The 24,633-nt window shown below is 46.4% G+C and carries 29 protein-coding genes, 2 pseudogenes and 1 riboswitch; of the genes and pseudogenes, 26 read left to right on the top strand and 5 right to left on the bottom strand.

Features of this window, described 5'->3' with window-relative positions; genetic code table 11:
* The first annotated feature begins 2 nt into the window (after window positions 1–2).
* From ACH32G_RS08800 to sufB, 14 genes are all read left to right on the top strand, one after another.
* Window positions 3–239 carry a YusG family protein gene (locus tag ACH32G_RS08800; protein ID WP_016938003.1) on the top strand — a complete coding sequence of 79 codons (237 nt, stop codon included), beginning with the start codon at window positions 3–5 and terminating at the stop codon, window positions 237–239.
* A 69-nt stretch (window positions 240–308) separates the two neighbouring features.
* On the top strand, window positions 309–671 hold the full coding sequence (locus ACH32G_RS08805; RefSeq protein WP_095241367.1) for a toprim domain-containing protein: 363 nt from the start codon (window positions 309–311) through the stop codon (window positions 669–671).
* A gap of 8 nt (window positions 672–679) precedes the next feature.
* The gene (locus ACH32G_RS08810; RefSeq protein WP_342007042.1) at window positions 680–1,000 is read left to right on the top strand and encodes a thioredoxin family protein; all 321 of its coding nucleotides are present in this window, start codon (window positions 680–682) and stop codon (window positions 998–1,000) included.
* A 96-nt stretch (window positions 1,001–1,096) separates the two neighbouring features.
* Complete coding sequence (locus ACH32G_RS08815; protein WP_016938006.1) at window positions 1,097–1,447, top strand: SCP2 sterol-binding domain-containing protein; 351 nt, start codon at window positions 1,097–1,099, stop codon at window positions 1,445–1,447.
* A gap of 111 nt (window positions 1,448–1,558) precedes the next feature.
* A riboswitch (SAM riboswitch) is annotated at window positions 1,559–1,665 on the top strand.
* A 105-nt stretch (window positions 1,666–1,770) separates the two neighbouring features.
* Window positions 1,771–2,796: a methionine ABC transporter ATP-binding protein MetN gene (gene metN, locus ACH32G_RS08820; protein WP_016938008.1), complete on the top strand. Its 1,026-nt coding sequence runs from the start codon at window positions 1,771–1,773 to the stop codon at window positions 2,794–2,796.
* A complete protein-coding gene (locus ACH32G_RS08825; protein ID WP_047477629.1) occupies window positions 2,789–3,457 on the top strand; it encodes a methionine ABC transporter permease in 669 nt (222 codons plus the stop codon). Before metN ends, ACH32G_RS08825 begins: the two co-directional genes overlap by 8 nt.
* A gap of 13 nt (window positions 3,458–3,470) precedes the next feature.
* Window positions 3,471–4,286, top strand: a complete 816-nt coding sequence (metQ, locus tag ACH32G_RS08830; RefSeq protein ID WP_448814221.1) for a methionine ABC transporter substrate-binding lipoprotein MetQ — start codon at window positions 3,471–3,473, stop codon at window positions 4,284–4,286.
* 92 nt (window positions 4,287–4,378) lie between these two features.
* Window positions 4,379–4,756, top strand: coding sequence for a carboxymuconolactone decarboxylase family protein (locus tag ACH32G_RS08835; protein WP_448814290.1), 378 nt, complete (start codon window positions 4,379–4,381; stop codon window positions 4,754–4,756).
* 192 nt (window positions 4,757–4,948) lie between these two features.
* Complete coding sequence (locus tag ACH32G_RS08840) at window positions 4,949–5,101, top strand: hypothetical protein (RefSeq protein WP_016938011.1); 153 nt, start codon at window positions 4,949–4,951, stop codon at window positions 5,099–5,101.
* Between the two features lie 177 nt (window positions 5,102–5,278).
* Entirely contained in the window at window positions 5,279–6,064 is a 786-nt protein-coding gene (gene sufC / locus ACH32G_RS08845; RefSeq protein WP_003151872.1) for a Fe-S cluster assembly ATPase SufC, read from the top strand.
* Between the two features lie 17 nt (window positions 6,065–6,081).
* The gene (gene sufD, locus ACH32G_RS08850) at window positions 6,082–7,395 is read left to right on the top strand and encodes a Fe-S cluster assembly protein SufD (protein WP_448814222.1); all 1,314 of its coding nucleotides are present in this window, start codon (window positions 6,082–6,084) and stop codon (window positions 7,393–7,395) included.
* Window positions 7,395–8,615, top strand: a complete 1,221-nt coding sequence (sufS, locus tag ACH32G_RS08855; protein WP_047477634.1) for a cysteine desulfurase SufS — start codon at window positions 7,395–7,397, stop codon at window positions 8,613–8,615. The genes sufD and sufS overlap by 1 nt, the downstream gene beginning before the upstream one ends.
* The gene (sufU, locus tag ACH32G_RS08860; RefSeq protein ID WP_003151877.1) at window positions 8,605–9,048 is read left to right on the top strand and encodes a Fe-S cluster assembly sulfur transfer protein SufU; all 444 of its coding nucleotides are present in this window, start codon (window positions 8,605–8,607) and stop codon (window positions 9,046–9,048) included. The genes sufS and sufU overlap by 11 nt, the downstream gene beginning before the upstream one ends.
* A gap of 19 nt (window positions 9,049–9,067) precedes the next feature.
* Window positions 9,068–10,465, top strand: a complete 1,398-nt coding sequence (gene sufB / locus ACH32G_RS08865) for a Fe-S cluster assembly protein SufB (protein ID WP_003151878.1) — start codon at window positions 9,068–9,070, stop codon at window positions 10,463–10,465.
* A 37-nt stretch (window positions 10,466–10,502) separates the two neighbouring features.
* Here sufB and csn read toward each other — a convergent pair whose 3' ends face one another.
* Window positions 10,503–11,339: a chitosanase gene (gene csn / locus ACH32G_RS08870; RefSeq protein ID WP_095241371.1), complete on the bottom strand. Its 837-nt coding sequence runs from the start codon at window positions 11,337–11,339 to the stop codon at window positions 10,503–10,505.
* Between the two features lie 136 nt (window positions 11,340–11,475).
* Window positions 11,476–11,937 carry a DUF2691 family protein gene (locus ACH32G_RS08875; protein ID WP_448814223.1) on the bottom strand — a complete coding sequence of 154 codons (462 nt, stop codon included), beginning with the start codon at window positions 11,935–11,937 and terminating at the stop codon, window positions 11,476–11,478.
* A gap of 138 nt (window positions 11,938–12,075) precedes the next feature.
* On the opposite strand from ACH32G_RS08875, the pseudogene ACH32G_RS08880 reads away from it, so the two are divergent.
* From ACH32G_RS08880 to ACH32G_RS08890, 3 genes and pseudogenes are all read left to right on the top strand, one after another.
* A pseudogene (locus ACH32G_RS08880) lies at window positions 12,076–12,351 on the top strand (class I SAM-dependent methyltransferase); the annotation flags it as partial.
* A 37-nt stretch (window positions 12,352–12,388) separates the two neighbouring features.
* Complete coding sequence (locus ACH32G_RS08885; RefSeq protein WP_448814224.1) at window positions 12,389–13,504, top strand: NAD(P)/FAD-dependent oxidoreductase; 1,116 nt, start codon at window positions 12,389–12,391, stop codon at window positions 13,502–13,504.
* A 66-nt stretch (window positions 13,505–13,570) separates the two neighbouring features.
* Window positions 13,571–13,945 carry a nucleotide excision repair endonuclease gene (locus tag ACH32G_RS08890; RefSeq protein WP_016938018.1) on the top strand — a complete coding sequence of 125 codons (375 nt, stop codon included), beginning with the start codon at window positions 13,571–13,573 and terminating at the stop codon, window positions 13,943–13,945.
* Window positions 13,946–13,983: 38 nt separating this feature from the next.
* Here the strand turns inward: ACH32G_RS08890 and ACH32G_RS08895 are convergent, their stop codons facing one another.
* Window positions 13,984–14,256 carry a DUF1648 domain-containing protein gene (locus ACH32G_RS08895; RefSeq protein ID WP_016938019.1) on the bottom strand — a complete coding sequence of 91 codons (273 nt, stop codon included), beginning with the start codon at window positions 14,254–14,256 and terminating at the stop codon, window positions 13,984–13,986.
* A gap of 123 nt (window positions 14,257–14,379) precedes the next feature.
* Here ACH32G_RS08895 and ACH32G_RS08900 point away from each other — a divergent pair, with 123 nt between their 5' ends.
* From ACH32G_RS08900 to ACH32G_RS08910, 3 genes and pseudogenes are all read left to right on the top strand, one after another.
* Window positions 14,380–14,910: an SdpA family antimicrobial peptide system protein gene (locus tag ACH32G_RS08900; RefSeq protein ID WP_016938020.1), complete on the top strand. Its 531-nt coding sequence runs from the start codon at window positions 14,380–14,382 to the stop codon at window positions 14,908–14,910.
* Window positions 14,911–14,942: 32 nt separating this feature from the next.
* Window positions 14,943–15,759, top strand: a pseudogene (locus tag ACH32G_RS08905) (sporulation-delaying protein SdpB family protein); the annotation flags it as partial.
* Between the two features lie 84 nt (window positions 15,760–15,843).
* On the top strand, window positions 15,844–16,434 hold the full coding sequence (locus tag ACH32G_RS08910; RefSeq protein WP_064778650.1) for a sporulation delaying protein family toxin: 591 nt from the start codon (window positions 15,844–15,846) through the stop codon (window positions 16,432–16,434).
* Window positions 16,435–16,466: 32 nt separating this feature from the next.
* On the opposite strand, the gene ACH32G_RS08915 is transcribed toward ACH32G_RS08910, so the two are convergent.
* The gene (locus tag ACH32G_RS08915; RefSeq protein WP_448814225.1) at window positions 16,467–17,393 is read right to left on the bottom strand and encodes a MerR family transcriptional regulator; all 927 of its coding nucleotides are present in this window, start codon (window positions 17,391–17,393) and stop codon (window positions 16,467–16,469) included.
* Between the two features lie 193 nt (window positions 17,394–17,586).
* On the opposite strand from ACH32G_RS08915, the gene frlB reads away from it, so the two are divergent.
* From frlB to ACH32G_RS08940, 5 genes are all read left to right on the top strand, one after another.
* Window positions 17,587–18,573 (top strand): fructosamine deglycase FrlB, encoded by a 987-nt coding sequence (frlB, locus tag ACH32G_RS08920; protein ID WP_016938024.1) that lies wholly within the window; start codon window positions 17,587–17,589, stop codon window positions 18,571–18,573.
* A 73-nt stretch (window positions 18,574–18,646) separates the two neighbouring features.
* Window positions 18,647–19,912 (top strand): ABC transporter substrate-binding protein, encoded by a 1,266-nt coding sequence (locus ACH32G_RS08925; RefSeq protein ID WP_095241376.1) that lies wholly within the window; start codon window positions 18,647–18,649, stop codon window positions 19,910–19,912.
* 22 nt (window positions 19,913–19,934) lie between these two features.
* Window positions 19,935–20,825 carry an ABC transporter permease subunit gene (locus ACH32G_RS08930; protein WP_438263508.1) on the top strand — a complete coding sequence of 297 codons (891 nt, stop codon included), beginning with the start codon at window positions 19,935–19,937 and terminating at the stop codon, window positions 20,823–20,825.
* Window positions 20,826–20,828: 3 nt separating this feature from the next.
* Window positions 20,829–21,713: a carbohydrate ABC transporter permease gene (locus tag ACH32G_RS08935; RefSeq protein WP_095241377.1), complete on the top strand. Its 885-nt coding sequence runs from the start codon at window positions 20,829–20,831 to the stop codon at window positions 21,711–21,713.
* Between the two features lie 13 nt (window positions 21,714–21,726).
* Window positions 21,727–22,581, top strand: coding sequence for a PfkB family carbohydrate kinase (locus ACH32G_RS08940; protein ID WP_049627313.1), 855 nt, complete (start codon window positions 21,727–21,729; stop codon window positions 22,579–22,581).
* Between the two features lie 24 nt (window positions 22,582–22,605).
* On the opposite strand, the gene ACH32G_RS08945 is transcribed toward ACH32G_RS08940, so the two are convergent.
* Window positions 22,606–23,334 carry a GntR family transcriptional regulator gene (locus tag ACH32G_RS08945; protein ID WP_095241378.1) on the bottom strand — a complete coding sequence of 243 codons (729 nt, stop codon included), beginning with the start codon at window positions 23,332–23,334 and terminating at the stop codon, window positions 22,606–22,608.
* Window positions 23,335–23,488: 154 nt separating this feature from the next.
* Here ACH32G_RS08945 and ACH32G_RS08950 point away from each other — a divergent pair, with 154 nt between their 5' ends.
* Complete coding sequence (locus ACH32G_RS08950; RefSeq protein ID WP_448814226.1) at window positions 23,489–24,595, top strand: ABC transporter ATP-binding protein; 1,107 nt, start codon at window positions 23,489–23,491, stop codon at window positions 24,593–24,595.
* Window positions 24,596–24,633: the final 38 nt, after the last annotated feature.

Raw genomic sequence — 24,633 nt, forward strand, 5'->3', positions numbered from 1 at the left:
ATATGGCTTTTGATAAACAAAAGGTCGATGTGACGGAGAACGTCACGGGCCGCTTTCAAAACGGCCGGTTTTCCTTGTTTCATGAAAATGAAGCCATCGGCGAGATGACAGGCATGAACCAGTACGAGCTCAAACAGGGCTTTTCATTTGAGAATCAAAAATTTTATAAAACAGCCGATGTCATAAACGGCAGTGATCCGAAATATGTGGATTGCGATTATGAGAACGGCTGGTGTTAACAGTTGGCGGTGAATTTCACTGCCTTCTTTTTTAATCTGACGCTAAAACAATCGGCAGGTGATGCGCTTATGTTCAACGGAGATGAAAAGGTGATCATCGTAGAAGGAAAATCGGATAAAATCAAAGTCAGAGAAGTGCTCATCGAACCCGCGGAAATCGTCTGCACAAACGGGACGATCGGCCAAACCGAACTGGAAGATTTGGCGGACCGCCTGTTTGACAGAGACGTGTTTATATTAACGGACGCGGATGAATCCGGAGAAAAATTAAGAAAACAGCTGAAACGGGAGCTTCCCGAAGCGCGCCATATCTATATAGACAGAACATACAGGCAAGTCGAGTCGTGCCCGGGCCATCATCTCGCATCCGTGCTGATCAGAGCCGGCCTTGATGCAGACCCTGTATTTTTGAAAAAGAACGACCTGAGGTGATAATCAAAATGAAAGAACTCCAAGAAAATGAACTCGAATTGATTCAGGATGACATCTATCTCCTGTATTTGTACACCCCGTTTTGCGGCACATGCCAGTTGGCGTCCAAGATGCTTTCTGTCGTCGAAGAAATGCTGCCCGGCACCGCCTTCTATAAAAACAACGTGAATTATTCCCCCGCATTCGCCAAAGCCTATCAGATTGAGAGCGTTCCGTGCTTTTTGCTGTTTAAAGGCGGAGAGCTTGTTGAGAAAGGATACGCCTTCCGCTCCGTTTCCTATTTATATGAGCTGATTAAACAAAAAACATCGCAAACGTTCCCGATGTGACAATTTTTACAGGAAAATGTCGTGCGGTTTATAAAGGGTTCTGTCCGTTAAAAAGAGAAAGTGTATGTATGGCCATTAAAACGGGAGGTTATACGAGTGGAGAAAATAGAAGTTTTGGAGAATGACGGACAGCATCTGTTTTTGAAACCGCTATTAAACGCCTCAACGCTGCTGATTACATTCCAGGGAGAAAAAGAAGCCTTAACGGTCTCAATTAACGGACAGGGAGAAATGAGAAAAACGGCGGTTTCAAAGGAAAAATCTAATTTGACCTTTTACGGAAACCAGACGGAAATCATCCATCTCCTGCACGGTGATGTCTCTTTGCAGAAGCTCATCCAAAGCGGAAAACTCAAAGTGAAAGGATCATTCCGAGCCCTGCTGAAGCTGGAGGCCATCCTCTGGCTGACAAACGGATTTTTTCAGACGATCAGCAAACGGCCGTAAACTGCCAATCTACTATGTGACAATAGCTTCCATTATTTATTTTATTGACTTTTTATCATTCGCCGTGCTATTCTACAGTAAGAATTTCCGGACGAAAATACGATATGTTTTCTCTTATCAAGAGAGGTGGAGGGAAGTGCCCTATGAAGCCCGGCAACCATCAACGATGTTGAAATGGTGCCAATTCACTCAAAGCGGTCTGCTTTGAAAGATGAGAGAAAGGCCTTTTTCAATAAGCCTTTCTGCTCATTTTTGCAGAAAGGCTTTTCTTTTGCGTAGAAAACCGGAAGATTTCTTAGAATAGTGTAAGGCAGGTGATTGCTTTGATCCATCTTCAAAATGTTTCAAAAATTTACAAAGCGAAGCATGGGGATGTCAATGCTGTCCAAGATGTCACTCTTGATATCAAAAAGGGCGAAATATTTGGAATTATAGGATATAGCGGAGCTGGTAAAAGTTCCTTAATCCGTCTTTTGAACGGCCTTGAAAAGCCGACGTCAGGCATCGTGGAAGTTGCGGGGACGGAATTAAATAAAGTAAGCAGCCGCGGACTGAGAAAAGCGCGCCAGGAAATCAGCATGATTTTCCAGCATTTTAACCTTTTGTGGTCGCGCACCGTCCGGGAGAACATTATGTTTCCGCTGGAAATCGCAGGCGTGAAAAAAAGCGAACGGGTCCGCCGCGCCGATGAGCTGATTAAACTGGTCGGATTAGAGGGGAAAGAAAAGTCTTATCCGTCACAGCTGAGCGGCGGTCAAAAGCAGCGTGTCGGCATCGCCCGGGCGCTCGCCAATAATCCGAAAGTCCTTCTGTGCGATGAAGCGACATCAGCGCTCGACCCGCAGACGACCGATTCAATTTTGGATCTTTTATCCGATATAAATGACAGACTCGGTCTGACGATCGTGCTCATTACCCATGAAATGCACGTCATCCGAAAAATCTGCAACAGAGTCGCCGTTATGGAAAACGGGAAAGTCGTTGAAGAAGGCGAAGTGCTCCAAGTCTTCAGAAACCCGCGCGAACCGATGACCAAGCGTTTCGTTCAGCAGGTGACAGAACCGGAGGAGACGAAAGAAACCATCCAGCATTTTCTGCAGGAAACCGCGACAGGAAAAACGATTCAGCTTTCATTTGTCGGGCAGGCCGCCGAGCAGCCCCTCATTACGGAGATGATTCGAAACTTTGATGTGGACGTCAATATTCTGCAGGGGAAAATCTCACAGACGAAGGACGGAGCCTACGGTTCTTTATTCATCCATATTGACGGTCAGGAAAAAGAAGTAGAAAACGTGATCCGGTTCATCAAAGACAAACAGGTAGAAGCAGAGGTGATCACAAATGTTTGAAAAATGGTTCCCGAACGTTGATTTAACCGAGCTGTGGACGGCCACATACGAGACCCTTTATATGACGGTCATCGCCTTAGCCTTTTCGTTTGTCATCGGAGCGATTCTCGGTCTTCTGCTCTTTTTAACGGGCAAGGGAAGCTTATGGGAAAATAAAATCATTAACACTGTGATTGCGGCGGTCGTTAATATTTTCAGGTCTATTCCGTTTCTTATTTTAATTATTCTGCTTCTCGGTTTTACTAAGTTTTTGGTCAGGTCAATTTTAGGGCCGAACGCGGCATTGCCGGCGCTGATTATCGGCTCCGCGCCGTTTTATGCCCGGCTTGTTGAAATCGCGCTGCGGGAAGTCAATAAAGGAGTCATCGAAGCTGCCAGATCAATGGGAGCAAAGACATCGACGATTATCTTCAAAGTGCTGATTCCTGAATCAATGCCTGCGTTAATTTCGGGCATCACCGTTACAGCCATCGCCCTGATCGGATCTACCGCCATTGCCGGCGCCATCGGTTCAGGCGGACTCGGAAACCTTGCATATGTAGAGGGGTACCAGTCCAATAATACGGATGTAACGTTTGTAGCAACTGTATTTATACTCATCATCGTCTTTATCATTCAAATCATCGGTGATGTGATTACAAATATAATAGACAAAAGATAAGGGAGGATTTACATTGAAAAAGATTGTACTAAGTGCGCTGCTGCTTGTGTTCGCGGGAGTTTTGGCCGCCTGCGGATCAAACGGATCAAATAAAAAGGAAATCGTCGTCGCTGCGACAAAGACGCCGCACGCTGAAATCTTAAAAGAAGCGGAGCCGCTCCTGAAGGAAAAAGGCTACACATTAAAAGTAAAAGTGCTGAACGATTACAAAATGTACAACAAAGCGCTAGCTGATAAAGAAGTGGATGCGAACTACTTCCAGCACGTTCCTTACCTTGAACAGGAAATGAAAGAAAATAAAGATTACAAACTCGTGAATGCCGGAGCCGTTCACCTTGAGCCGTTCGGTATTTATACGAAAAAATACAAATCACTGAAAGACCTGCCTAAAGGCGCGACCATCATCATGACAAACAACGTCGCTGAACAAGGCCGGATGCTGGCGATGCTTGAAAAAGCCGGATTGATTACTCTTGATCCGAAGGTAAAAACAATTGACGCCACTACGAAAAACATTACGAAAAACCCGAAAGACCTGACATTCAAAAAAATCGCCCCTGAATTAACGGCGAAAGCATATAATGAAGAAGAAGGCGATGCAGTCTTCATTAACGTCAACTATGCGATTCAAAACAAACTGAATCCGTTAAAAGATGCGATTCAAGTAGAATCAACGAAAAACAACCCGTACGCAAACATCATCGCCGTACGCAAAGGTGATGAAAAATCAGCGAAAATCAAAGCGCTTATGGAAGTGCTTCACTCTAAGAAAATCAAAGACTTTATTGAGAAAAAATACGACGGAGCCGTGCTTCCTGTATCTGAATAAAGCAAAAACCCCGGATGGATCATCCGGGGTTTTTTTCGGGTATTAATCGGAGAACTGTCCATAATAAAAAGGAAGGTTAACGATTGGAGGGAATGGCAGTGGCTCAATACCAGGATAACGGAAACAGCGTGCATGACGCATTGAAACAATATAAAGAAGGTTTAGGCATATTCGAGCAAAAAATGCCGATGATGGGGCGGAAGTTTAATGAATTTACTGAACAGTGTTTTTCAGCGGATTCATTAACTGAAAAAGAGAAACAATTAATCGCTCTGGGCATCAGCATCAGCGCTCAAGATGAATTTTGCATGATTTATCACACGAAAGGCTGTCTTGATCAGGGCGCGACAGAGGAAAACATCCTTGAGGTCATCAGCGTTGCGGCGGCATTCGGGGGAGGCGCGGCTCTCAGTCAGGGAGTAACCCTCGTGCAGCAGTGTATTCAGGAATTCGGACATACGACGCATTAGAAAGAGCAATCGTATGAATACCGTTTTTCAGATAAAGCCAGCGCCGGTTACCGGCACATTCGAAAGGATTCAGGGGCACACTCCCTTTGGCCGGAGCAGAGGATCATTGTTACAATAGAAGCAAATAGATGAAGGGATTGATTCATTATCTGCACCAGCCACGAGAGACTGGACCTTGACTATACGCCTGAAATGGAAAAAGCGATGCAGAAATCACACGGCATCGGCTACGAGGAATACGGACGGCGTCTTTCAAAAAGGATGGAAGTCGAACGGCAGAGGGAGCTTGAGTACCAAAAAAGCAAGTTCCTCGCAGCGCAGTTTAATGAGAAAATCGGTCAGTAAAAAAGGGTGGAATTCCGCCCTTTTTCTGTTTCAAACAGCTTTAACTACGTCCGGTTCTTTGATAAACTTTAGGAATGTTCCGGGTAATATAAAAAGTTGTATTTACTTTTCATTTGTTATAAAATTAGAATGAGAATAAATTGAGAATAATGATTATATATTTTTGGAGGTATAGATATGGCTGCTTCAACATTAACGATCAAGGATCTTCACGTTGAAATCGAAGGAAAAGAGATCTTAAAAGGTGTAAACCTTGAAATAAAAGGCGGCGAATTCCACGCTGTCATGGGGCCGAACGGTACCGGTAAATCAACGCTTTCTGCAGCGATTATGGGACATCCGAAATACGAAGTCACTAAAGGCAGCATCACGCTTGACGGCAAGGATGTACTGGAAATGGAAGTGGACGAGCGCGCTCAGGCGGGTCTTTTCCTTGCGATGCAGTACCCAAGTGAAATCAGCGGTGTGACGAATGCCGACTTCCTTCGCTCTGCGATTAACGCACGCCGCGAAGAAGGCGATGAAATTTCTCTTATGAAATTCATCCGCAAAATGGACGAAAACATGGAGTTCCTTGAAATGGACCCTGAAATGGCGCAGCGTTACCTGAACGAAGGTTTCTCAGGCGGAGAGAAAAAACGTAACGAAATCCTTCAGCTTATGATGATCGAGCCGAAAATCGCCATTCTTGACGAGATCGATTCAGGTCTTGATATCGATGCGCTTAAAGTTGTTTCTAAAGGAATCAACAAAATGCGCAGCGAAAACTTCGGCTGCTTAATGATCACTCACTATCAGCGCCTTCTGAACTACATCACGCCGGATGTCGTTCACGTTATGATGCAGGGACGCGTAGTGAAATCAGGCGGTGCGGAGCTTGCACAGCGCCTTGAAGCGGAAGGTTATGACTGGATTAAACAAGAACTCGGCATTGAAGACGAAACTGTAGGCCAAGAAGCGTAAGCGTTAGGGGGATTAACATGACATTGGAAACGAAACTATCCGTAGATCAGGAATATGTCAAAGGCTTTTCCGAAAAGCATCAAGAACCTGCCTGGCTGAAAAACCTGCGCTTACAGGCTCTTGAAAAAGCTGAAGATCTGCCGCTGCCTAAGCCTGATAAAACAAAAATCACAAATTGGAACTTTACAAAGTTCAACAAGCATACAGTAGAAAACGCGCCGCTTGCTTCTTTGGAAGATTTAGCTGATGAAGCAAAAGCGCTGATCGATATTGAAAATGAAGACAAAACGTTATATGTGCAGCGTGACCAAACGCCTGCATTCCTGTCTCTCTCTAAAGAGCTGAAAGATAAAGGCGTTATTTTCACGGACATCTTAACGGCTGCCCGTGAGCACAGCGACCTCGTTGAGAAATACTTCATGAAAGACGGCGTAAAGGTCAACGAGCATAAACTGACTGCGCTTCATGCGGCATTAATGAACGGCGGGGCATTCCTTTATGTTCCTAAAAACGTTCAGGTGGAGACGCCTGTTCAGGCCGTTTACGTTCATGAAAGCAATGACACGGCATTGTTCAACCACGTGCTGATCGTCGCTGAAGACCACAGCTCCGTCACTTACGTTGAGAACTATATCAGCACAGTGAATCCGAAAGAAGCTGTATTCAACATTATCAGTGAAGTAATCACAGGTGATAATGCCAGCGTGACGTACGGTGCCGTTGACAACTTGTCAGCAGGCGTCACAACATACGTCAACCGCCGCGGAGCCGCGCGCGGACGCGACAGCAAAATCGAGTGGGCGCTCGGTCTGATGAACGACGGCGACACGATTTCTGAAAACACGACAAACCTCTACGGAGACGGCACATACGGCGATACGAAAACCGTGGTTGTCGGAAGAGGAGAACAGACGGAAAACTTTACGACGCAGATCATCCACTTCGGTAAAGCTTCCGAAGGCTATATCCTGAAGCACGGAGTCATGAAAGATGCCGCATCTTCCATCTTTAACGGCATCGGCAAAATTGAGCACGGCGCGTCTAAAGCAAACGCTGAACAGGAATCCCGCGTCCTGATGCTGAGTGAAAAAGCGCGAGGCGACGCAAACCCGATTCTTTTAATTGATGAAGACGATGTAACTGCAGGACATGCGGCATCTGTCGGCCGTGTGGACCCTATTCAGCTTTACTACCTGATGAGCCGCGGAATTGCGAAAGAAGAAGCAGAACGCTTAGTCATTTACGGATTCCTTGCTCCGGTGGTAAAAGAACTTCCGATTGAAGGAGTTAAGAAACAGCTCGTCTCCGTCATCGAAAGGAAAGTAAAATAATGAATATCACTGATATTCGTGAACAGTTCCCGATCCTTCATCAGCAAGTGAACGGACATGACCTCGTGTACCTTGACAGCGCGGCGACTTCTCAGAAGCCGCGGTCAGTCATTGAAGCAGTGGATCAGTATTACAACAAATACAACTCCAATGTTCACAGAGGCGTTCATACTCTTGGCACAAGAGCGACAGACGGCTATGAAGGAGCGCGTGAAAAAGTCCGTAAGTTTATCAATGCGAAGTCAATGGCTGAGGTCATTTTCACAAAAGGCACGACAACTTCACTGAATATGGTGGCGTTGAGCTATGCCCGCGCCAGCTTAAAACCCGGTGATGAAGTGGTCATCACCCAAATGGAGCATCATGCGAATATCATCCCGTGGCAGCAGGCTGTAAAAGCAACCGGCGCGACTTTAAAGTATATCCCGATGCAGGAAGACGGCACGCTTTCGCTGGAAGACGTCCGGCAGACGGTCACAAGCCATACGAAGATCGTGGCGGTCGCTCATGTGTCAAACGTGCTCGGTACGATCAACCCGATTAAAGAAATCGCCAAAATCGCTCATGATAATGGCGCGGTCATCGTGGTGGACGGCGCGCAGAGCACACCGCACATGAAAATCGACGTTCAGGATCTGGATTGCGACTTCTTCGCGCTTTCTTCCCATAAAATGTGCGGCCCGACGGGAATCGGCGTGCTGTACGGCAAGAAAGAACTGCTTGAGAATATGGAGCCGGCCGAATTTGGCGGCGAGATGATCGACTTTGTAGGGCTTTATGAATCAACTTGGAAAGAGCTTCCGTGGAAGTTTGAAGCAGGCACGCCGATTATTGCAGGCGCGATCGGATTGGGAGCCGCGATTGATTTTCTTGAAGAGGTCGGACTCGACGAGATTTCCCGGCATGAGCATAAGCTTGCGGCCTATGCGCTTGACCGTTTCGAACAGCTCGACGGCGTGACGGTATACGGACCGAAAGAGCGGGCGGGCCTTGTGACATTTAACCTTGATGAGGTTCACCCTCATGATGTCGCGACTGTCCTTGATGCTGAGGGCATTGCGGTCAGAGCCGGCCATCACTGCGCCCAGCCGCTCATGAAATGGCTGGATGTATCTGCTACTGCGAGAGCGAGTTTTTATCTGTATAATACAGAGGAAGAGATCGATAAGCTCGCGGAAGCTCTCCAAAAGACAAAGGAGTACTTTACAAATGTCTTTTAATGCAAATTTAGATACATTATACAGACAAGTGATCATGGATCATTACAAAAATCCGCGCAACAAAGGGGTTTTGGATGACAGCATCGTCGTCGATATGAACAACCCGACTTGCGGCGACCGGATCAGACTGACAATGAAGCTTGACGGCGATACCGTTCAGGAAGCGAAGTTTGAAGGGGAAGGCTGCTCCATCTCCATGGCTTCAGCTTCCATGATGACGCAGGCGATTAAAGGAAAAGATATTGATACCGCCCTTTCCATGTCTAAGATTTTCTCAGATATGATGCAAGGGAAAGAGTATGACGACTCAATAGATCTCGGGGATATAGAAGCCCTTCAAGGCGTTTCGAAATTCCCGGCCCGGATTAAATGTGCCACCCTTTCATGGAAAGCACTTGAAAAAGGAGTCGCTGGCGAAAAAGGCGGCAATTAAAAGATTGGAGTGAAAATGGATGGCTAAAAAAATGCCTGAAATTGGTGAATACAAGTACGGTTTTCACGATAAGGACGTTTCCATTTTCCGTTCAGAGCGCGGATTGACAAAAGAAATCGTAGAAGAAATTTCACGCATGAAAGAAGAGCCTCAATGGATGCTTGATTTCCGCCTGAAATCTCTTGAGCATTTCTACAACATGCCGATGCCGCAGTGGGGCGGGGATTTAAACTCTTTAAACTTTGACGAAATTACGTACTACGTAAAACCGTCTGAGCGTTCAGAGCGTTCTTGGGATGAAGTGCCTGAGGAAATTAAACAGACATTCGACAAACTCGGTATTCCTGAAGCTGAGCAAAAATACCTTGCCGGTGTTTCTGCACAGTACGAATCTGAGGTTGTGTACCACAACATGAAAGAAGACCTTGAAGCGCAAGGCATCGTCTTCAAAGACACAGACAGCGCGCTGAAAGAAAATGAAGACATTTTCCGCGAGCACTGGGCGAAAGTCATTCCGCCGACTGATAACAAGTTTGCGGCGCTGAACTCAGCTGTATGGTCCGGCGGATCTTTCATCTACGTGCCTAAAGGCGTGAAGGTTGAAACACCGCTTCAAGCGTACTTCCGTATCAACTCTGAGAACATGGGCCAATTCGAACGCACGCTGATCATCGTTGACGAAGAAGCAAGCGTTCATTACGTAGAGGGCTGTACGGCTCCTGTGTACACGACAAACTCACTTCACAGCGCGGTTGTTGAAATCATCGTCAAAAAAGGCGGCTACTGCCGTTATACAACAATCCAAAACTGGGCGAACAACGTTTACAACCTTGTAACGAAACGTACGGTTTGTGAAGAAAACGCAACAATGGAATGGGTTGACGGAAACATCGGTTCTAAATTGACGATGAAATATCCGGCTGTCATTCTGAAAGGTGAAGGCGCGCGCGGCATGACGCTTTCTATCGCTCTTGCGGGCAAAGGACAGCATCAGGACGCAGGTGCGAAAATGATTCACCTTGCACCGAATACGTCATCCACAATCGTATCAAAATCGATTTCAAAGCAAGGCGGAAAAGTAACGTACCGCGGAATCGTCCACTTCGGACGGAAAGCGGACGGCGCCCGTTCTAACATCGAGTGCGATACGCTCATTATGGATAACAAATCAACTTCTGATACAATCCCTTACAATGAAATTCTGAACGACAACATTTCATTGGAGCACGAAGCGAAAGTATCAAAAGTTTCTGAAGAACAGCTTTTCTACTTGATGAGCCGCGGTATTTCTGAAGAAGAAGCAACAGAAATGATCGTTATGGGCTTCATCGAGCCGTTCACAAAAGAACTTCCGATGGAATACGCAGTTGAAATGAACCGTTTGATCAAGTTCGAAATGGAAGGCTCCATCGGTTAATAGTAAAACCCCGCCATGCGGCGGGGTTTTTTTTGTTTTATTGAATAGTGAAATTTCCGTATTCGCTTGACCGGACATGAATCGGCCCGTTTAAATTGTAGTTCTTCTCTTTGACAATATCGCGGAAAACGTCGACACGGGCAACCGATTCTCTCCATTCATCTTGGGTATCTTCATCTGACGGATTCATCAGATCGTCATAGCGCACATCCAAAAATTTATTTAACCATTTCTTCTCGTCCGTTCCGTCTTTCGGTGACCCGCCCATTTTTTTGTTCGTACGTTTAATCAGGGCATAGAAGGAGTCTGGATCATCGCCGTCGCCATGCTGAATCACCGTATCGTACATCACCGCTTTTGCCAATGCCGTTTTCAGTCCGGCTTGCTCTGAACGTTTCATCGCCGGCTGATAATACAAGCTGTCATTTACCTTATCCTGGGCAGCGCGGAAGGCCTTATCATTGCCAAGTGAGCGCCAGGCAGAAGCGAATCCTTTCAGATTGCTGATGTCATCACTTTCGTCCTTTGCAAGACGCCGTAATTCAGGTAAATACTTTTTCAATTTGTTATTCGGCACCGCTTTCGTGTATACTTCGACTACTTCCAGCGCATCTCCGGTAGCCGTTGTAAAGCCAGCCCGGCCGCAGGTGTAACCTCTTCCGTCATCCAACGCTTCAACATAGCCGTATTGGATTTCCGTCTTGCCGTTTTCAAAGATGCTGGTCAGCTGTTCCGCCCGTCGCTTCTGATCCTTATTCAGCCCGGCCGCAAAAACCGTACTGCTCATCATCAGGGTAAAAAACATGGTAAAAATAAGAGATGAAACCGCCGTCTTCTTCCAAAAACCTGCTTTTTTCTTCAACCTGATTTTCATGGTCATACCCCTTTCATATGTAAGTTACGCACTCAGTATACATGAGGGGGTTGTTTTTTTGTTGAAAACACACGGATTTGTCAATATTTTGAATCATAAGCCCTATCCGGCGCTTCATAAAAAGAACGCATCTTCATCAGACAGACAATCCCGTTCTCGCATCATTCTCATCTGTAACATAGTCAACGCGGTGAAACCCGCATTGTACAGCCTGCTGAAAAAGAGCTTCGAGCATGTCCGGATCTTTGCAATATAACGTTACATACGAGCAATCCGCGATGAGAAGCACAAGTTCACAGGAACTCTCCACATACTCCTCGTACGTATTGATTTCCGTTACCCTCCCGCTCGGGAAAGCTTTCAATTCAGCAAAAATCATATAATAAGGGTTTCCTTCCAGACGCTGACGGAGTTCTTGACCCTCAATGATGCGCTGATTTTGCGGAAACAGGTCTGTACCGGTGTCTTTTTTGAACTCAGTATACGCCTCTCCATCACCGATAAACCACGTATAGGAAGAGATGGGGAACGGTTTTAATATATCTGCCGCAAACCGTCCGAATTGATTTGGGATGTCAAAGGTAATGCCGCGTTTCATATTGTCCTCTCTCCTTTCGGCTTTTGCTAAAATAATATGGTACACTGGTTGGATAAATATTGAAAGGGTTTGACGGTACGACAACACGATACGGAATTGATACACCCTATGGGCTTTTGGGTTTATCTTACTTGCGATCCTTATAAAACATTTGATCTTGTCATTTCACATTTTGTCGTACACAACATTTCAGGCAGAAAAGAGAGGGAACGGGAGATAGCGGAAATGGCGCGAGTGCTGAAACCTGGCGGCACATTGGCTGTATCAGATATAAAAAATACGTCTCAATATAGAAAGCTTCTTGAGGAAAACGGCTTCCAGACAAGAACTTATTCCTTTTATTATACGTTTCCGTTTTCGAAACTCATCATTGCCGTCAGGACTCCGGTAGGAACCGGGCGCTCCATTTGTTAAAATAAATAAGACAAAACAGATAGAAAAGGTGTTACACATGAAGTCTTATATCATTATCGGAGCCGGCATTCTCGGTGCGTCAGCGGCTTATCATCTCGCAAAGGCCGGTGCGGATGTAACGGTCATTGACCGGAAACATAAGGGGCAGGCGACTGACGCTGCGGCTGGAATTGTCTGCCCGTGGCTGTCACAGCGCCGCAACCAGGCATGGTATGCGATCGCAAAAGGCGGAGCCCGTTATTATAACCAATTGATACAGCAGCTTGAAGCCGACGGAGAAACGGACACCGGTTATCAAAAGGTCGGTGCCGTCAGTCTCCATACGGATGAAAAAAAGCTCAGCCAAATGGAGGAAAGAGCTTATAAAAGAAGAGAGGACGCTCCTGAAATCGGTGTCATTACAAGACTGACTCCGGCAGAAACGAAGGCATTGTTTCCTGCGCTGTCGGAGGAATACGGAGCGGTTCATATCAGCGGTGCGGCCCGGGTGAACGGCAGGGCGCTTCGTAAGGCGCTGTTAAACGCTGCCGTTAAGCACGGCGCTGCTGTTTACAAGGAAGAGGCGTCAATATTGACAGAGGACGGTGCCGTCATCGGTGTGAAAACCGCAGAACGCAGGCTTTTGGCCGATCAGGTTCTCGTAACGGCCGGCGCTTGGGCGAGAGAGCTGCTTGAGCCGCTCGGCATCCGCTTTTCAGTATCGTACCAAAAGGCGCAGATCGTTCATTTAGAACTTCAGGATGAGGATACGGGCGGCTGGCCGGTCGTCATGCCTCCAAATGATCAATACATTCTCGCGTTTGCAAACGGCCGGATTGTAGCGGGCGCGACTCATGAAAACGATACCGGCATGGATTTGCGGGTGACGGCCGGCGGTCTCCGCGAGATTTTTGACAAAGCATTAACTGTGGCGCCGGGGCTTTCAGACAGTACTGTGATAGAGACAAGAGTCGGTTTCAGGCCGTTTACTCCCGGTTTTCTTCCCGTCATCGGCAGACTGCCGAATATCAGCGGACTTCTCGTTGCCAACGGGCTGGGCGCCTCAGGGCTGACGAGCGGGCCGTATCTGGGGGCTGAACTGGCGAAACTCGCGCTCGGTCAGCAGACAGAAATTGATTTGAGCCTTTATGATCCGGCCGGGGCGCTTGAATAAAAAATAGCTTTTGGCGCATTCTTATGATAGGATGGAGCTTTAATGAATAAGAGGACGTGACCCATTTTGATAAAAATAAACCTTCCTGCTCCTGATGTAACGATTACGGAACGGCAGCAGTCACAGTCGGAAAATGAACCGGCGATTAAAGCGATTTACGGTTTCATTGATTTTCACCGAATTCCAAGAGACAAAGGCGGCATCTTTATGTTTTATAACATTCATGATGAGCTGCTGTTTGTCGGGAAAGCCCGTAAATTAAGACAAAGAATCAAAAAGCATTTTGAAGACAATGTGTCGCCTGTTAAACATCACAGGGACGAAGTGTATAAAATTGAAGTATGTGTCGTCAATGATCCGATGGAAAGGGAGATTTACGAAACGTACGCGATCAATACCCTTCAGTCAAAATACAACATTGAGAAAGTATTTTATAAATAAGAAAAACCGGAGCTTAAGGGCTCCGGTTTTCTTTATGTTTACAGTGCCAGCCACATCACTGCAATATGCACGATCAGCAGACAGTAAACGACGAGGAATAGCTGGACGACCTTTTTTCTGAATAACATGCAGATAATCATGAGCACAGGAAAAATCAGGACGCCGGCCGTTTTATTGATTGATGTATTCGGACGGTTCGACACGTCATAGTGAATGGCCATATCAGCAGGAAGCAACGGATAAAACACAATCGAAAGAATAAAGGCGAGAGCCACCGCTCCCCACAGCACCTTATCATTCATCAAAAACATATGAACACTCCTTTTTTACATATAATAGTATATTAGTCCGAAAAATCTAATTTATCAATATTTTACCTGTTGAATGGTGTATAATCATGTCAATGAAATTTCCAAACAATAGGAGGGTTTCGATTGACTGACAAGAAGCAAACCGGCATGTTTTCATTCTTTCTTTTTATCATGGCCGCCTGGATCATCGTTTTGTTTTTAACCGTTATCGCGGCACTGCCAAGCTCCGCCATCCAATTAACCAAACATCAATCCAAAACCGTTTCTATGATTTATCCGCAAAGCTGGGGGTTTTTCAGTAAAGATCCGAGAGAAGACAGCCTGAACATCTATCTTCTTGATGCCGGGGAGGAGCTCAGATGGCCGAATAATTCTCTGAAAAACGTGATCGGCTTAAACCGCTACGGACGGACGCAAGGGATAGAGCTCGGCCTTATGCTGGAAAAGCTGCCTTCCAAAGAAAAGTGGAACGACTTCACGGCCGGCCAGGACTTTAAGGATACCACATTTTTGAAGGTGAAAAATGAGTCTCCCTCCCCAAGGCTGAAAGGAAAAATGATCATTACATATGAACGCATTACCCCATGGGCATGGAGCAGCCATACTGAAACGAAACGAACCATCAAAAAATACATCGGAGTGGATGTCAATTGATTCAGGATGCAAAAAAGCAGCTCACCTTATGGATGATGAAGAATCCGCCTTGGACAAATGTGTACGGGCTTGCCAGAAGTTTAATCGCGCTCGGCACGCTTCTGACATTGCTGTTCAATCCGGCGTCTGTCTTCTTTAAAACGCAAAATCAAATGCTCAGCTTTTCCGATACGTTCAGCCTGTTCTTGCTGTTTCCCGAATTCCGTTACATTGAGGTCGTCAAAGCCGTTTGTATCTGTATTTTAATTCTGGTTGTCATTGGCTGGCGGCCCCGCCTAACAGGTTTTTTTCACTGGTGGATTTCATACAGCTTCCAAAACTCCGCCGTTACCCTTGATGGGGGAGATCAGGTGGCTGCCGTCTTTACGCTGCTGCTGCTCCCCTTGACATTAACTGATCCGCGGAAGTGGCACTGGTCTCCGTACGAAGCGTCTTTTGAGAAAAGGCCGCTTGAGCCTTATTACCGTTCCTTATGCTGGGCGACACTGACAATCATCAGAATACAGGTCGCGATGCTGTACTTTAACTCCGTCATTGCCAAACTGATGGAAGAAGAGTGGCAGAACGGCACCGCCGTTTATTACTATTTGAACGATCCGATGCTGGGGCTGCCGGATGCGCTTCACAGTCTGTTTGACTTTATCTTGCAGTCAAAGCTTGTCATCATCCCGACTTGGGGCACGCTCATTGTGCAAACCATTATGTTCTGCGCTTTGTTCGCTCCGAAAAAATATTGGCGCCTGATCTTGTTTATATCCATTTTTATGCATGAAATTTTTGCTGTCATGCTTGGGCTTACCTCATTTTCCATTACAGTGTCTGGTATTTTGGTCCTGTTTTTGGTGCCGGCAGAGAAAACAGTAGCTTTGAACCATTACAATCCCTATTTTATCAGATACAATTTTCTCAATAAAAGGAAAAGGAGGAAATTATATGGTTAAAAGTAAAAGGTCAGCTGCCGCCATGCTGCTGGTGTTTGTTTTAATGGTCGCATTAGTCGGCCCGCATGCCACAGCGAAAACGAAGCCAGCCGTCTCTTATTCGGGTGAAGACATTTTTTCCGGCATCTTTTTTGGACAAGGTGAGGTCGCAAAGCTTCTTCCCGAGGTATGGGATACCAAAGCTGTCAAAAAGATTAATCAGGATGAATTAAAGCAAGTTTCCGATCAGGTGATCGCTGATATTAAAAAGTCATCGCCGGATTATTTTAAAAAGTTAAAAGCCGCGGTCTACAGCGGCGATTATGAGAAAGTGAACAGCGTCATTGATCAAGGTTCGCAGATTATGGCGAAAGTGCTGAAAGAAGAATTTGACAAAAAAAGCATGGACAAAGGAAAATCAACGGCCATCGGCCAATGCGCAACGGCAGTTTGGGTGTTTTTAAACGCGGCAGCCGCCATTGAGACGATCGCTCTTGCGGTAGCGGCGATCATTTTGACAGTAGCAAGCGTTGACGAAGATTCCGACTTAGGCAAAGAGCAGCTCATCGCTAATGTCGTGGACCGCATTAATGCGCAGCACTGAAGCTGAAGAAAGAAACGCTAAGGAAAACGGCCTTAGCGTTTTTTTATTTGCAGCATCTCTTTTAAATATGCCTCTGAATCAAAGCCGAGCTCCTCGTCGGCTTCTTTTTTCAGTTCAAGCTGAAGGCGCACGTATTTGTCATATGTCGGACTGAGCTTTTGAAGGAGATTGCTGAAAGGCGAACCCGCCTTAAGCGCCGGCAGATCCGAAGCGGATTCCCCGACCTTAATCAGGTTTTCTCTGTATTCTTCATCTGTCTGCACTCTTTTTACGAGCTGAATGATTGTGTTTTTATGAGTGTCCCAAGTAGCGGGGTCTCTCTCCAAAATCCGCTCGATGAATTGGTCATGCTGGGCTTTGTGCTGCTGGAGCTGAGCCGGATCCTCCCTGCCGACCAGCTGCATGATCGGGTGTGCGGCCGGCACTTCTTCCATATCATCCAATACTTTAATAAGCTCCGCCCATGTCGTTTTTTTCTCATCTGTATCAATAGAAAAGTCGAGGAACGGTTCAAACAGCGCGGCGATAAATTTTCCGAAATCTCCCGGGAACAGTTTTTTCAGCTGAAGCCCCATATACTTCGGTTCGTCTATTTGGACTTCGCCGATGTCATGTAAAATGGAATCGACATTTTCTGCACCCTCCACGCGTTTGAGCAGCAGTTCGGTGAGTTTCCGTTCCTGCTCAAGCCCTTCAATCTGCCGGCTGAGCTTTTGATGCTGCTGCTGCAGTATCTCATGCAGGCTGCTGCCCTCTAAGAGAAACGCTTTAATATCGCTTACGGACAGTGCCAGCATTCGAAGGGCGGCAATCATTTTCAGTGTATTTACATCCTTTGCGGAATACTCACGGTATCCGTTATCAGGGTTTTTGCTGACGGTAATTAAACCTTCCTGCTCATAATATTTGATGGCTTTTTTCGTGAGACCCGTCTGCCGGGCAGCTTCTTTTATATTCATTCTGCATCACTCCCTGCTTTTATTCTAAACGTGTCTCTAAGGGTCAGGTCAAGAGAGTGCGGGAAATAAGGCGATCCTGCTTTATATTTTAGAAATTTCAGAAAATATAATTGACAACACACCTTTATTGCGATTAATATAACAATATATAATGTTATATAACGTTATATAATAAAAATAAGGAGTGAAGGATTTGAGTCAGGCCACAGCAAAAGTAAATCGTGAGGTTCAAGCTTTCTTGCAGGATTTGAAAGGGAAAACCATTGATCATGTCTTCTTTGTCGCTTGCGGAGGGTCTTCGGCCATTATGTATCCGAGTAAATATGTGTTTGACAGGGAGTCAAAATCAATCAGCTCAGACCTTTACAGCTCAAACGAATTTATTCAGCGCAACCCTGTTCAGCTTGGTGAAAAGTCTCTTGTTATTTTGTGCTCGCATTCGGGAAATACCCCGGAAACAGTTAAAGCTGCCGCGTTTGCAAGGGGCAAAGGCGCACTTACGATTGCGATGACGTATAAACCGGAGTCTCCTTTAGCACAGGAAGCGCAATATGTTGCCCAGTACGATTGGGGTGATGAGGCGCTTGCGATCAATACGAACTATGGCGTTTTGTATCAAATCGTTTTCGGCACCCTGCAAGTTTTAGAAAAAAACACGAAATTTGAGCAGGCAATTGAAGGCTTAGACCAATTACAGGCTGTGTATGAAGGAGCCCTTAAGCAGGAAGCTGACAACGCACAGCAATTCGCAAAAGCTCATGAAAAAGAAAGCATCATTTACACAATGGCAAGCGGTGCAAACTACGGTGTCGCTTACTCCTACAGCATCTGCATTCTCATGGAAATGCAATGGATTCATTCCCACGCCATTCATGCCGGAGAATATTTTCACGGACCATTTGAAATCATTGATGAATCCGTTCCATTTATTATCCTGCTCGGCTTAGACGAAACAAGACCTCTTGAAGAGCGGGCGCTTTCCTTCTCGAAAAAGTATGGCAGAAAGCTCACTGTGCTTGATGCCGCATCTTATGATTTCACTGCAATTGACGATTCAGTTAAAGGCTACCTTGCCCCGCTCGTCCTCAACCGTGTGCTGAGAAGCTACGCAGACGAGCTGGCAGAGGCGAGAAATCATCCTTTATCTCATAGAAGATACATGTGGAAAGTTGAGTATTAAGAACGCGTATTATTTTTCACCGGACTATAATGATATATAACGTTATAGTCCGGTGACAAAGGAGGAATAGCATCTGAAAAAGCTCATCTGCCTGTTCGTTCTGTTAGCCGTATGTCTGTCATCCGCTGCCTGTTCAAGCCAAAGCAGTTCCAATGATGGAAAAGTGAACCTGAAGTTTTTTCACAGGTGGCCGAAAGAGCCGGAAAGAAGCTTTTTTGAAGAAGCGGTTAAAGAATTCGAAGCCACTCATCCGGACATTCACATCCAAACGGAAGCGGTATTAAACGATTCCTATAAAGACAAGGTGAAAGTCATGCTCGGAACGACAAGTCCCCCTGATATTTTTTTTTCGTGGAGCGACCGGTTTGCCTACAAATTCATCAAAGGAGATAAAGCCCTCGATCTGTCGTCTTACTATCAAAAGAATAAAGATTGGTCCTCACAGCTTGTACAGTCACAAATCAAACCCTTTACGCATGACAGAAAAGAGTACGGTGTTCCGTGGCAAATGGACGCTAAATCATTCTTTTATAATAAAGATATTTTTAACAAATTACATCTGAAGCCCCCGGCGACATGGAATGAACTGATCACGGTCTCTGAGAAATTGAAAGAGAACGGATACATCCCGATCAGTTTCGGCACAAAGGCGCCTTGGACGATTTCTCATTATATCGGGACGCTGAACCAGCGTATGGTGGATGAAAAAACGCGGGCAAAGGATTACAGTCCGAAAACCGGGGAGTTTACCGATGAAGGTTATGTCAAAGCACTTGAAAAGCTTCAGGAGCTTCTACCGTACTTTACAAAGCATGTGAACTCCGTCGATCACGAATACGTTCGGCAGCAGTTTACAAGCGGCAAAGCGGCGATGATTTATGCGGAAACGGCGGAAATTAAGCTCGTCGAACCTGTCAACCTGGGCTTGTTTCCCTTCCCGAAAATCATCGGCGAAAAGGGATCTCCCCGGGCGCTGACAGGATCTCCTGAAGGGTTTATGATTTCCTCAAAAACGAAGCACCCGAAAGAAGCAATGGAATTTCTTCAGTTTTTAACATCGAAAAAAATGGGAGAGAAGCTGATAAAAGACGTCGGTAAATACAGCGCGGTTCAGGGAACGGCGACAGAGAACAATTCCACGCCGATCCAGCGCGAAGCCGTGCAGGATATCGTCCGCGCCGAATCCATGGTGCCATGGTTCGATATGGATGTTGACGTTGAAATCGCCGATGTGTATGCGGCAGGCGTTCAGCAGATGCTCGGCGGCACAATGACACCGCGCGAGGTGATGAATTCCGTGCAGAAAGCTGCGCGTCAAGTCAAAGCGTCATCTGAATAGAACAGATTTCATGAGAAAGGAGATGAGGATTTCCTTGGTCAGCCGAAAACGTTTCATTCCGTATCTGTTTCTCGCGCCCGCGCTGATTTTCTTGCTTTTCGTTTATATTCCGATTTTTGAAAATGTGTTTTTCAGTCTGTTTGAATGGAGCTCATTTCAGCCCGGCAAGACGTTTATCGGTTTTAAAAATTATATTGATCTGTTTCATGATCCCGTGTTTTTCACAGCACTCCGCAATAATGTGCTGTATGCGGCCGTATCGCTAATCTGCCAGGTAGGCGGTGGGCTGATTCTGGCGGCCGTGCTGGAAGACAGGCTGGTAAGGAGATGGTCGCCGTTTTTCCGCACAGTATTTTTTCTCCCGGTTGTCATTTCCATGACCGTCATTGCGCTGTTGTTTGATTTTATTTATAACCCGGAAATCGGGCTTTTGAATCAGCTGCTGGAAGCCGTTGGGCTTAATGAACTGACCCGTGCGTGGCTGGGCGATGAAAACACAGCTATGCTGTCTGTCATTTTTGTGTCTCAATGGCAGTCAGTCGGTTACATCGCCATGCTGTACATTGTCTCAATTCAGAGCATTCCCGCTGAATTATATGAATCGGCGCAGCTGGACGGAGCCGGCAAAATCCAGCAGTTCTTTCACATTACGGTGCCGCAGACGAAAGAAATGTCGTTTGTTGCCGTGGTGATGACGCTGACCGGCGCGTTTACCGTATTTAATGAACCGTATATTCTGACCGGCGGAGGACCGGGCAATGCGTCAGAAGTGCTGAGTACATTTTTATATAAGAGCGCTTTTACAAAAGATATGATGGGCTACGCTTCTGCGATCGCGACGGTGGTGCTTTTGCTGACGCTTGCTCTGTCGCTTATTCAGATGAAATTCTTTAAGACCGGAAAGGAGGGGTAGCCGATGCTTCCTGAAAGGACGGATTTGCATCATTCCCGGCAGACCGTCAGAACAGCCGGAAAGCCGAGAAAATGGTATATCGGGGAAACGTCTGTATGGCTGTTTCTTTTAATCTACCTCATTGTCATCGCTTATCCGCTGTTATGGATGGCGGTCAGCGCCTTTAAGAGCTCGGATGAGATTTTTGAGCACAGCTGGTCGCTGCCGTCTGTTTGGCATCCCGAAAACTTCGTCTCCGCATGGAACCAAGGGATTTCTGCTTATTTTATGAACAGCGTCATTGTGACCGTTCTGACTTGCTTTATAACCGTATTTGTGAGTGCTTTGGCTGCATACGGGCTGGCCCGTTTTCATTTTAAAGGAAAAGGATTTGTGCTTATCATTTGTCTGGGCGGATTGATGCTGACGCCGCAGGTCAGTCTTGTGCCGCTGTACTCCATTATCCAGTCATTGGGATTGTACAATACGTATTGGGCTTTGATTCTTCCGTACGCAGCCTATCGTATTCCGTTTACCGTTATTCTGATTCGTTCTTATTTTTTGTCGATTTCCAAAGAGCTTGAGGAAGCTGCCTACCTGGATGGATGCACAAGCATCGGAATATTTTTCAGAATATTCTTGCCTATGAGTGTGCCGATTCTGGCGACGTCAGGCATTTTGACGGCTTACCATACGTGGAATGAATTTATGTTTGCGATTATTTTTATCGATGATGAAAATTTACGGACGATTCCGGCTGGGCTGATGCAGTTCAGAGATGCACTGCAGACTGATTGGGGCGTGCTGCTGGCCGGGCTGACGATTTCGGCTGCTCCGATCATAGCGCTTTTTTTATTGATGCAGAGATATTTTATCCGCGGCATTGCAGCGGGAAGCGTGAAAGGATAAGGGGGATGAAAAGATGAAACTGATAGCGGCCGGAGATAATGTAGTGGATTATTATCAGGATCAGGAGACGTTTTACCCGGGCGGGAATGCGTTAAATGTGGCCGTGCTTGCGCGGCGCTTAGGACATGACACTTCTTATATCGGGATTCTGGGCAGTGATGAAGCAGCGGACCATGTATTAAACGTGCTGAAACTGGAAAAGGTGAATACCGATTTGATCCGCCGGGCATACGGAGAAAATGGGATGGCAGTCGTCACTCTTGATGAAAAGGGAGACAGGATATTTGCCGGATCAAATAAGGGCGGCGTGCAATCGCGTCTAACGCTCGCTTTTCATGAGAAAGACATCTCATTTATCACCGGACATGACCTGCTGCATACGAGCGTGTACAGCAGGATAGAACGTGACCTTCCAATGCTGAGCGGCCATGTGCCGATTTCCTTTGACTTCTCCGTAAAACGTGACGAAGCCTATTTAGAGGCGGTCTGTCCGTATGTGACATATGCATTTTTTTCCGGGAGTGATTTGAGTGAAAGTGAATGTGTGCAGCTTGCCGAAAAAGCCCGCGGATTCGGAGCGAAAATCATCTGTCTGACAAGGGGAGAATATGGCGCGGTGTTATCGGATGGGGAGCGCGTCTATCATCAGCCGGTTGTGAGAGCTGATATAATAGATACGTTGGGTGCGGGAGATTCTTTTATCGCCGGGTTTCTCACCGATTTTTTCGAGCACCAGAATATTCGGCGAGCGCTAACCGCGGCCGCCGGGATGGCTGCCAAAACATGCGGAGGATTCGGAGCGTTTGGTTACGGACATCCCTACAGGCCGGACAGCGGGAAAAGCAGTGAAAAAACGAGAATACGATAAGCATTGTCTCGTTTTTTATGCCTGTTATGCGTAGGGACTGTTAATGGTAAACGTGACGCGATCCGTATGCATTAAAAACAGCGAACTGTAAATCGGCTGGTCTTTTGACATAAAAGCGGTTTTATCAATTTCAAAAAGCGCATCCCCGATATCACAAGCCAGATAGCGGCTTTCTTCCTGCTTGGCGTATACGACATTTAACAGCTTCGTATTATAGGTGGGTACCACCTGATAGTGCTGTTTCAAAATGTCATGCATTGAAACGCCGTTTTTGATATGCTTTCCGATATCGGGAAATAAACTGAGCGGATAGTGGGCGATTTCGAATGAGAGCGGCTGGTCGTCGTGAAACAAAATGCGTTTTAATTCAAGAACAGGACTTTCGGAAGCGATGCGAAGCTTTTCGGCGATGGATTTAGGCGCTCCAATGGTTTCATGGGAAAGAACCTGGTGTTTCGGTTTTTTTCCTGTTGATTCCATAAACTCAGAGTAGCCGTTGACCGCGATGAGCTCACGCTTAAGTTTAGGACTTTTAACGAACGTTCCCTTTCCCTGCTGCCGGACGAGCCAGCCTTCTTCCACAAGATCGAGAATGGCCTTTCTGACCGTTATGCGGCTGACATTGTACGTTTCGCAAAGCTCATTTTCAGTCGGCAGTTTCACAGCCGGCGAATAAACGCCCTTCTTGATATCGTCCGCAATAATTTGTTTCAGCTGAATATATAAAGGTTTTGAGCTCCCGTTATTTAACAATGGGACAGACCTCCTTTGTCGCGTCTTAGTATTATTATATGTATTATGACGTTATAATACAAATTTGCTTTTTATTATGAATCTGTCAGAAACCCCGAACATTTTTAACATAACAGAAAGATAGGGCGGTTTCCAGTATTGGAGGAGGTTTCTAATGGCATCATTAACATTTGACCATATCAAAAAAACATACGGCACCCAATCGACGGCGGTGAAGGATTTTCATTTGGATGTAAAAGATGAGGAACTGCTGGTGCTGGTCGGTCCCTCGGGCTGCGGCAAATCTACGACACTCCGAATGATTGCCGGACTTGAGAGTATTTCTGAGGGGAAGCTTTATATCGATGGAGACGCGGTGAATGATCTGCCCCCGAAGGAGCGCGATATCGCAATGGTTTTTCAGAATTACGCGCTGTACCCACATATGACGGTGTTTGAGAATATGGCGTTCGGTTTGAAGCTCAGAAAGCTGCCGAAAAAAGAAATTGCAGAACGTGTCCAGGCTGCGGCTGATATTTTGGAAATTGGGCATCTGCTTAAGCGAAAACCGAAGGCACTCTCAGGCGGACAGCGGCAGCGGGTTGCGCTTGGCCGATCGATCGTGCGGGAGCCGAAGGTGTTTCTGATGGACGAGCCGCTTTCCAACTTGGACGCGAAGCTGCGTGTGACGATGCGCGCCGAAATCTGCAAGCTTCATCAGCGCCTAAAAGCGACCATTGTTTATGTGACGCATGATCAGACGGAAGCAATGACAATGGGCGACCGGATTGTCGTGATGAATGAAGGGGATATTCAGCAGGCCGCAAGCCCTCATGAGATTTATCATTATCCGGCCAATATGTTTGTAGCGGGTTTTATCGGTTCTCCGAGTATGAATTTTTTAAAAGGAGTCATTGAGGAATGTGACAGGCAGTGGTATTTTACCGGTTCATCCGTTCGTTTACCCATTCCGAAAGAAAAAGCGGCTGTTCTTGTACAAAAAGGATACAGCGGCAAAGAGATGACAGCGGGGCTGCGCCCGGAGCATTTGACGCTTGCCGGGCGGTCGGAGCACTTGGATGAGGCGGTGTGCGGCGCTGTAGCGGAAGTATGTGAAAACTTAGGCGCAGAGATGTATGTTCATGCGGCAAGCGGGAATGAACGTCTGACGATCCGACTTGACGGCGCTTCACAGGTGAAACCCGGTGATGCCATTCAGCTTGCGGTTAATATGGACAGGGCCGTCTTTTTTGATGCCGAAACTGAAAACGCCGTATATTAAAAAAGGGAGCCTGGTGATCGGGGCTCCCTTTTCATGTC

Source organism: Bacillus sp. CIS52, from assembly GCF_053545315.1.

Coding starts and splice junctions, on each gene's coding strand:
- ACH32G_RS08940 (WP_049627313.1), top strand. CDS start 21,727: ATGAAACTGATAGCGGCCGGAGATAATGTAGTGGATTATTATCAGGAT.
- sufB (WP_003151878.1), top strand. CDS start 9,068: ATGGCTAAAAAAATGCCTGAAATTGGTGAATACAAGTACGGTTTTCAC.
- ACH32G_RS08885 (WP_448814224.1), top strand. CDS start 12,389: ATGAAGTCTTATATCATTATCGGAGCCGGCATTCTCGGTGCGTCAGCG.
- ACH32G_RS08910 (WP_064778650.1), top strand. CDS start 15,844: ATGGTTAAAAGTAAAAGGTCAGCTGCCGCCATGCTGCTGGTGTTTGTT.
- ACH32G_RS08935 (WP_095241377.1), top strand. CDS start 20,829: ATGCTTCCTGAAAGGACGGATTTGCATCATTCCCGGCAGACCGTCAGA.
- csn (WP_095241371.1), bottom strand. CDS start 11,339: ATGAAAATCAGGTTGAAGAAAAAAGCAGGTTTTTGGAAGAAGACGGCG.
- ACH32G_RS08800 (WP_016938003.1), top strand. CDS start 3: ATGGCTTTTGATAAACAAAAGGTCGATGTGACGGAGAACGTCACGGGC.
- sufU (WP_003151877.1), top strand. CDS start 8,605: ATGTCTTTTAATGCAAATTTAGATACATTATACAGACAAGTGATCATG.
- sufD (WP_448814222.1), top strand. CDS start 6,082: ATGACATTGGAAACGAAACTATCCGTAGATCAGGAATATGTCAAAGGC.
- sufS (WP_047477634.1), top strand. CDS start 7,395: ATGAATATCACTGATATTCGTGAACAGTTCCCGATCCTTCATCAGCAA.
- ACH32G_RS08810 (WP_342007042.1), top strand. CDS start 680: ATGAAAGAACTCCAAGAAAATGAACTCGAATTGATTCAGGATGACATC.
- ACH32G_RS08895 (WP_016938019.1), bottom strand. CDS start 14,256: ATGTTTTTGATGAATGATAAGGTGCTGTGGGGAGCGGTGGCTCTCGCC.
- ACH32G_RS08835 (WP_448814290.1), top strand. CDS start 4,379: ATGGCAGTGGCTCAATACCAGGATAACGGAAACAGCGTGCATGACGCA.
- ACH32G_RS08825 (WP_047477629.1), top strand. CDS start 2,789: ATGTTTGAAAAATGGTTCCCGAACGTTGATTTAACCGAGCTGTGGACG.
- ACH32G_RS08950 (WP_448814226.1), top strand. CDS start 23,489: ATGGCATCATTAACATTTGACCATATCAAAAAAACATACGGCACCCAA.
- ACH32G_RS08840 (WP_016938011.1), top strand. CDS start 4,949: ATGGAAAAAGCGATGCAGAAATCACACGGCATCGGCTACGAGGAATAC.
- ACH32G_RS08805 (WP_095241367.1), top strand. CDS start 309: ATGTTCAACGGAGATGAAAAGGTGATCATCGTAGAAGGAAAATCGGAT.
- ACH32G_RS08875 (WP_448814223.1), bottom strand. CDS start 11,937: ATGAAACGCGGCATTACCTTTGACATCCCAAATCAATTCGGACGGTTT.
- ACH32G_RS08915 (WP_448814225.1), bottom strand. CDS start 17,393: ATGAATATAAAAGAAGCTGCCCGGCAGACGGGTCTCACGAAAAAAGCC.
- ACH32G_RS08930 (WP_438263508.1), top strand. CDS start 19,935: ATGAGGATTTCCTTGGTCAGCCGAAAACGTTTCATTCCGTATCTGTTT.
- sufC (WP_003151872.1), top strand. CDS start 5,279: ATGGCTGCTTCAACATTAACGATCAAGGATCTTCACGTTGAAATCGAA.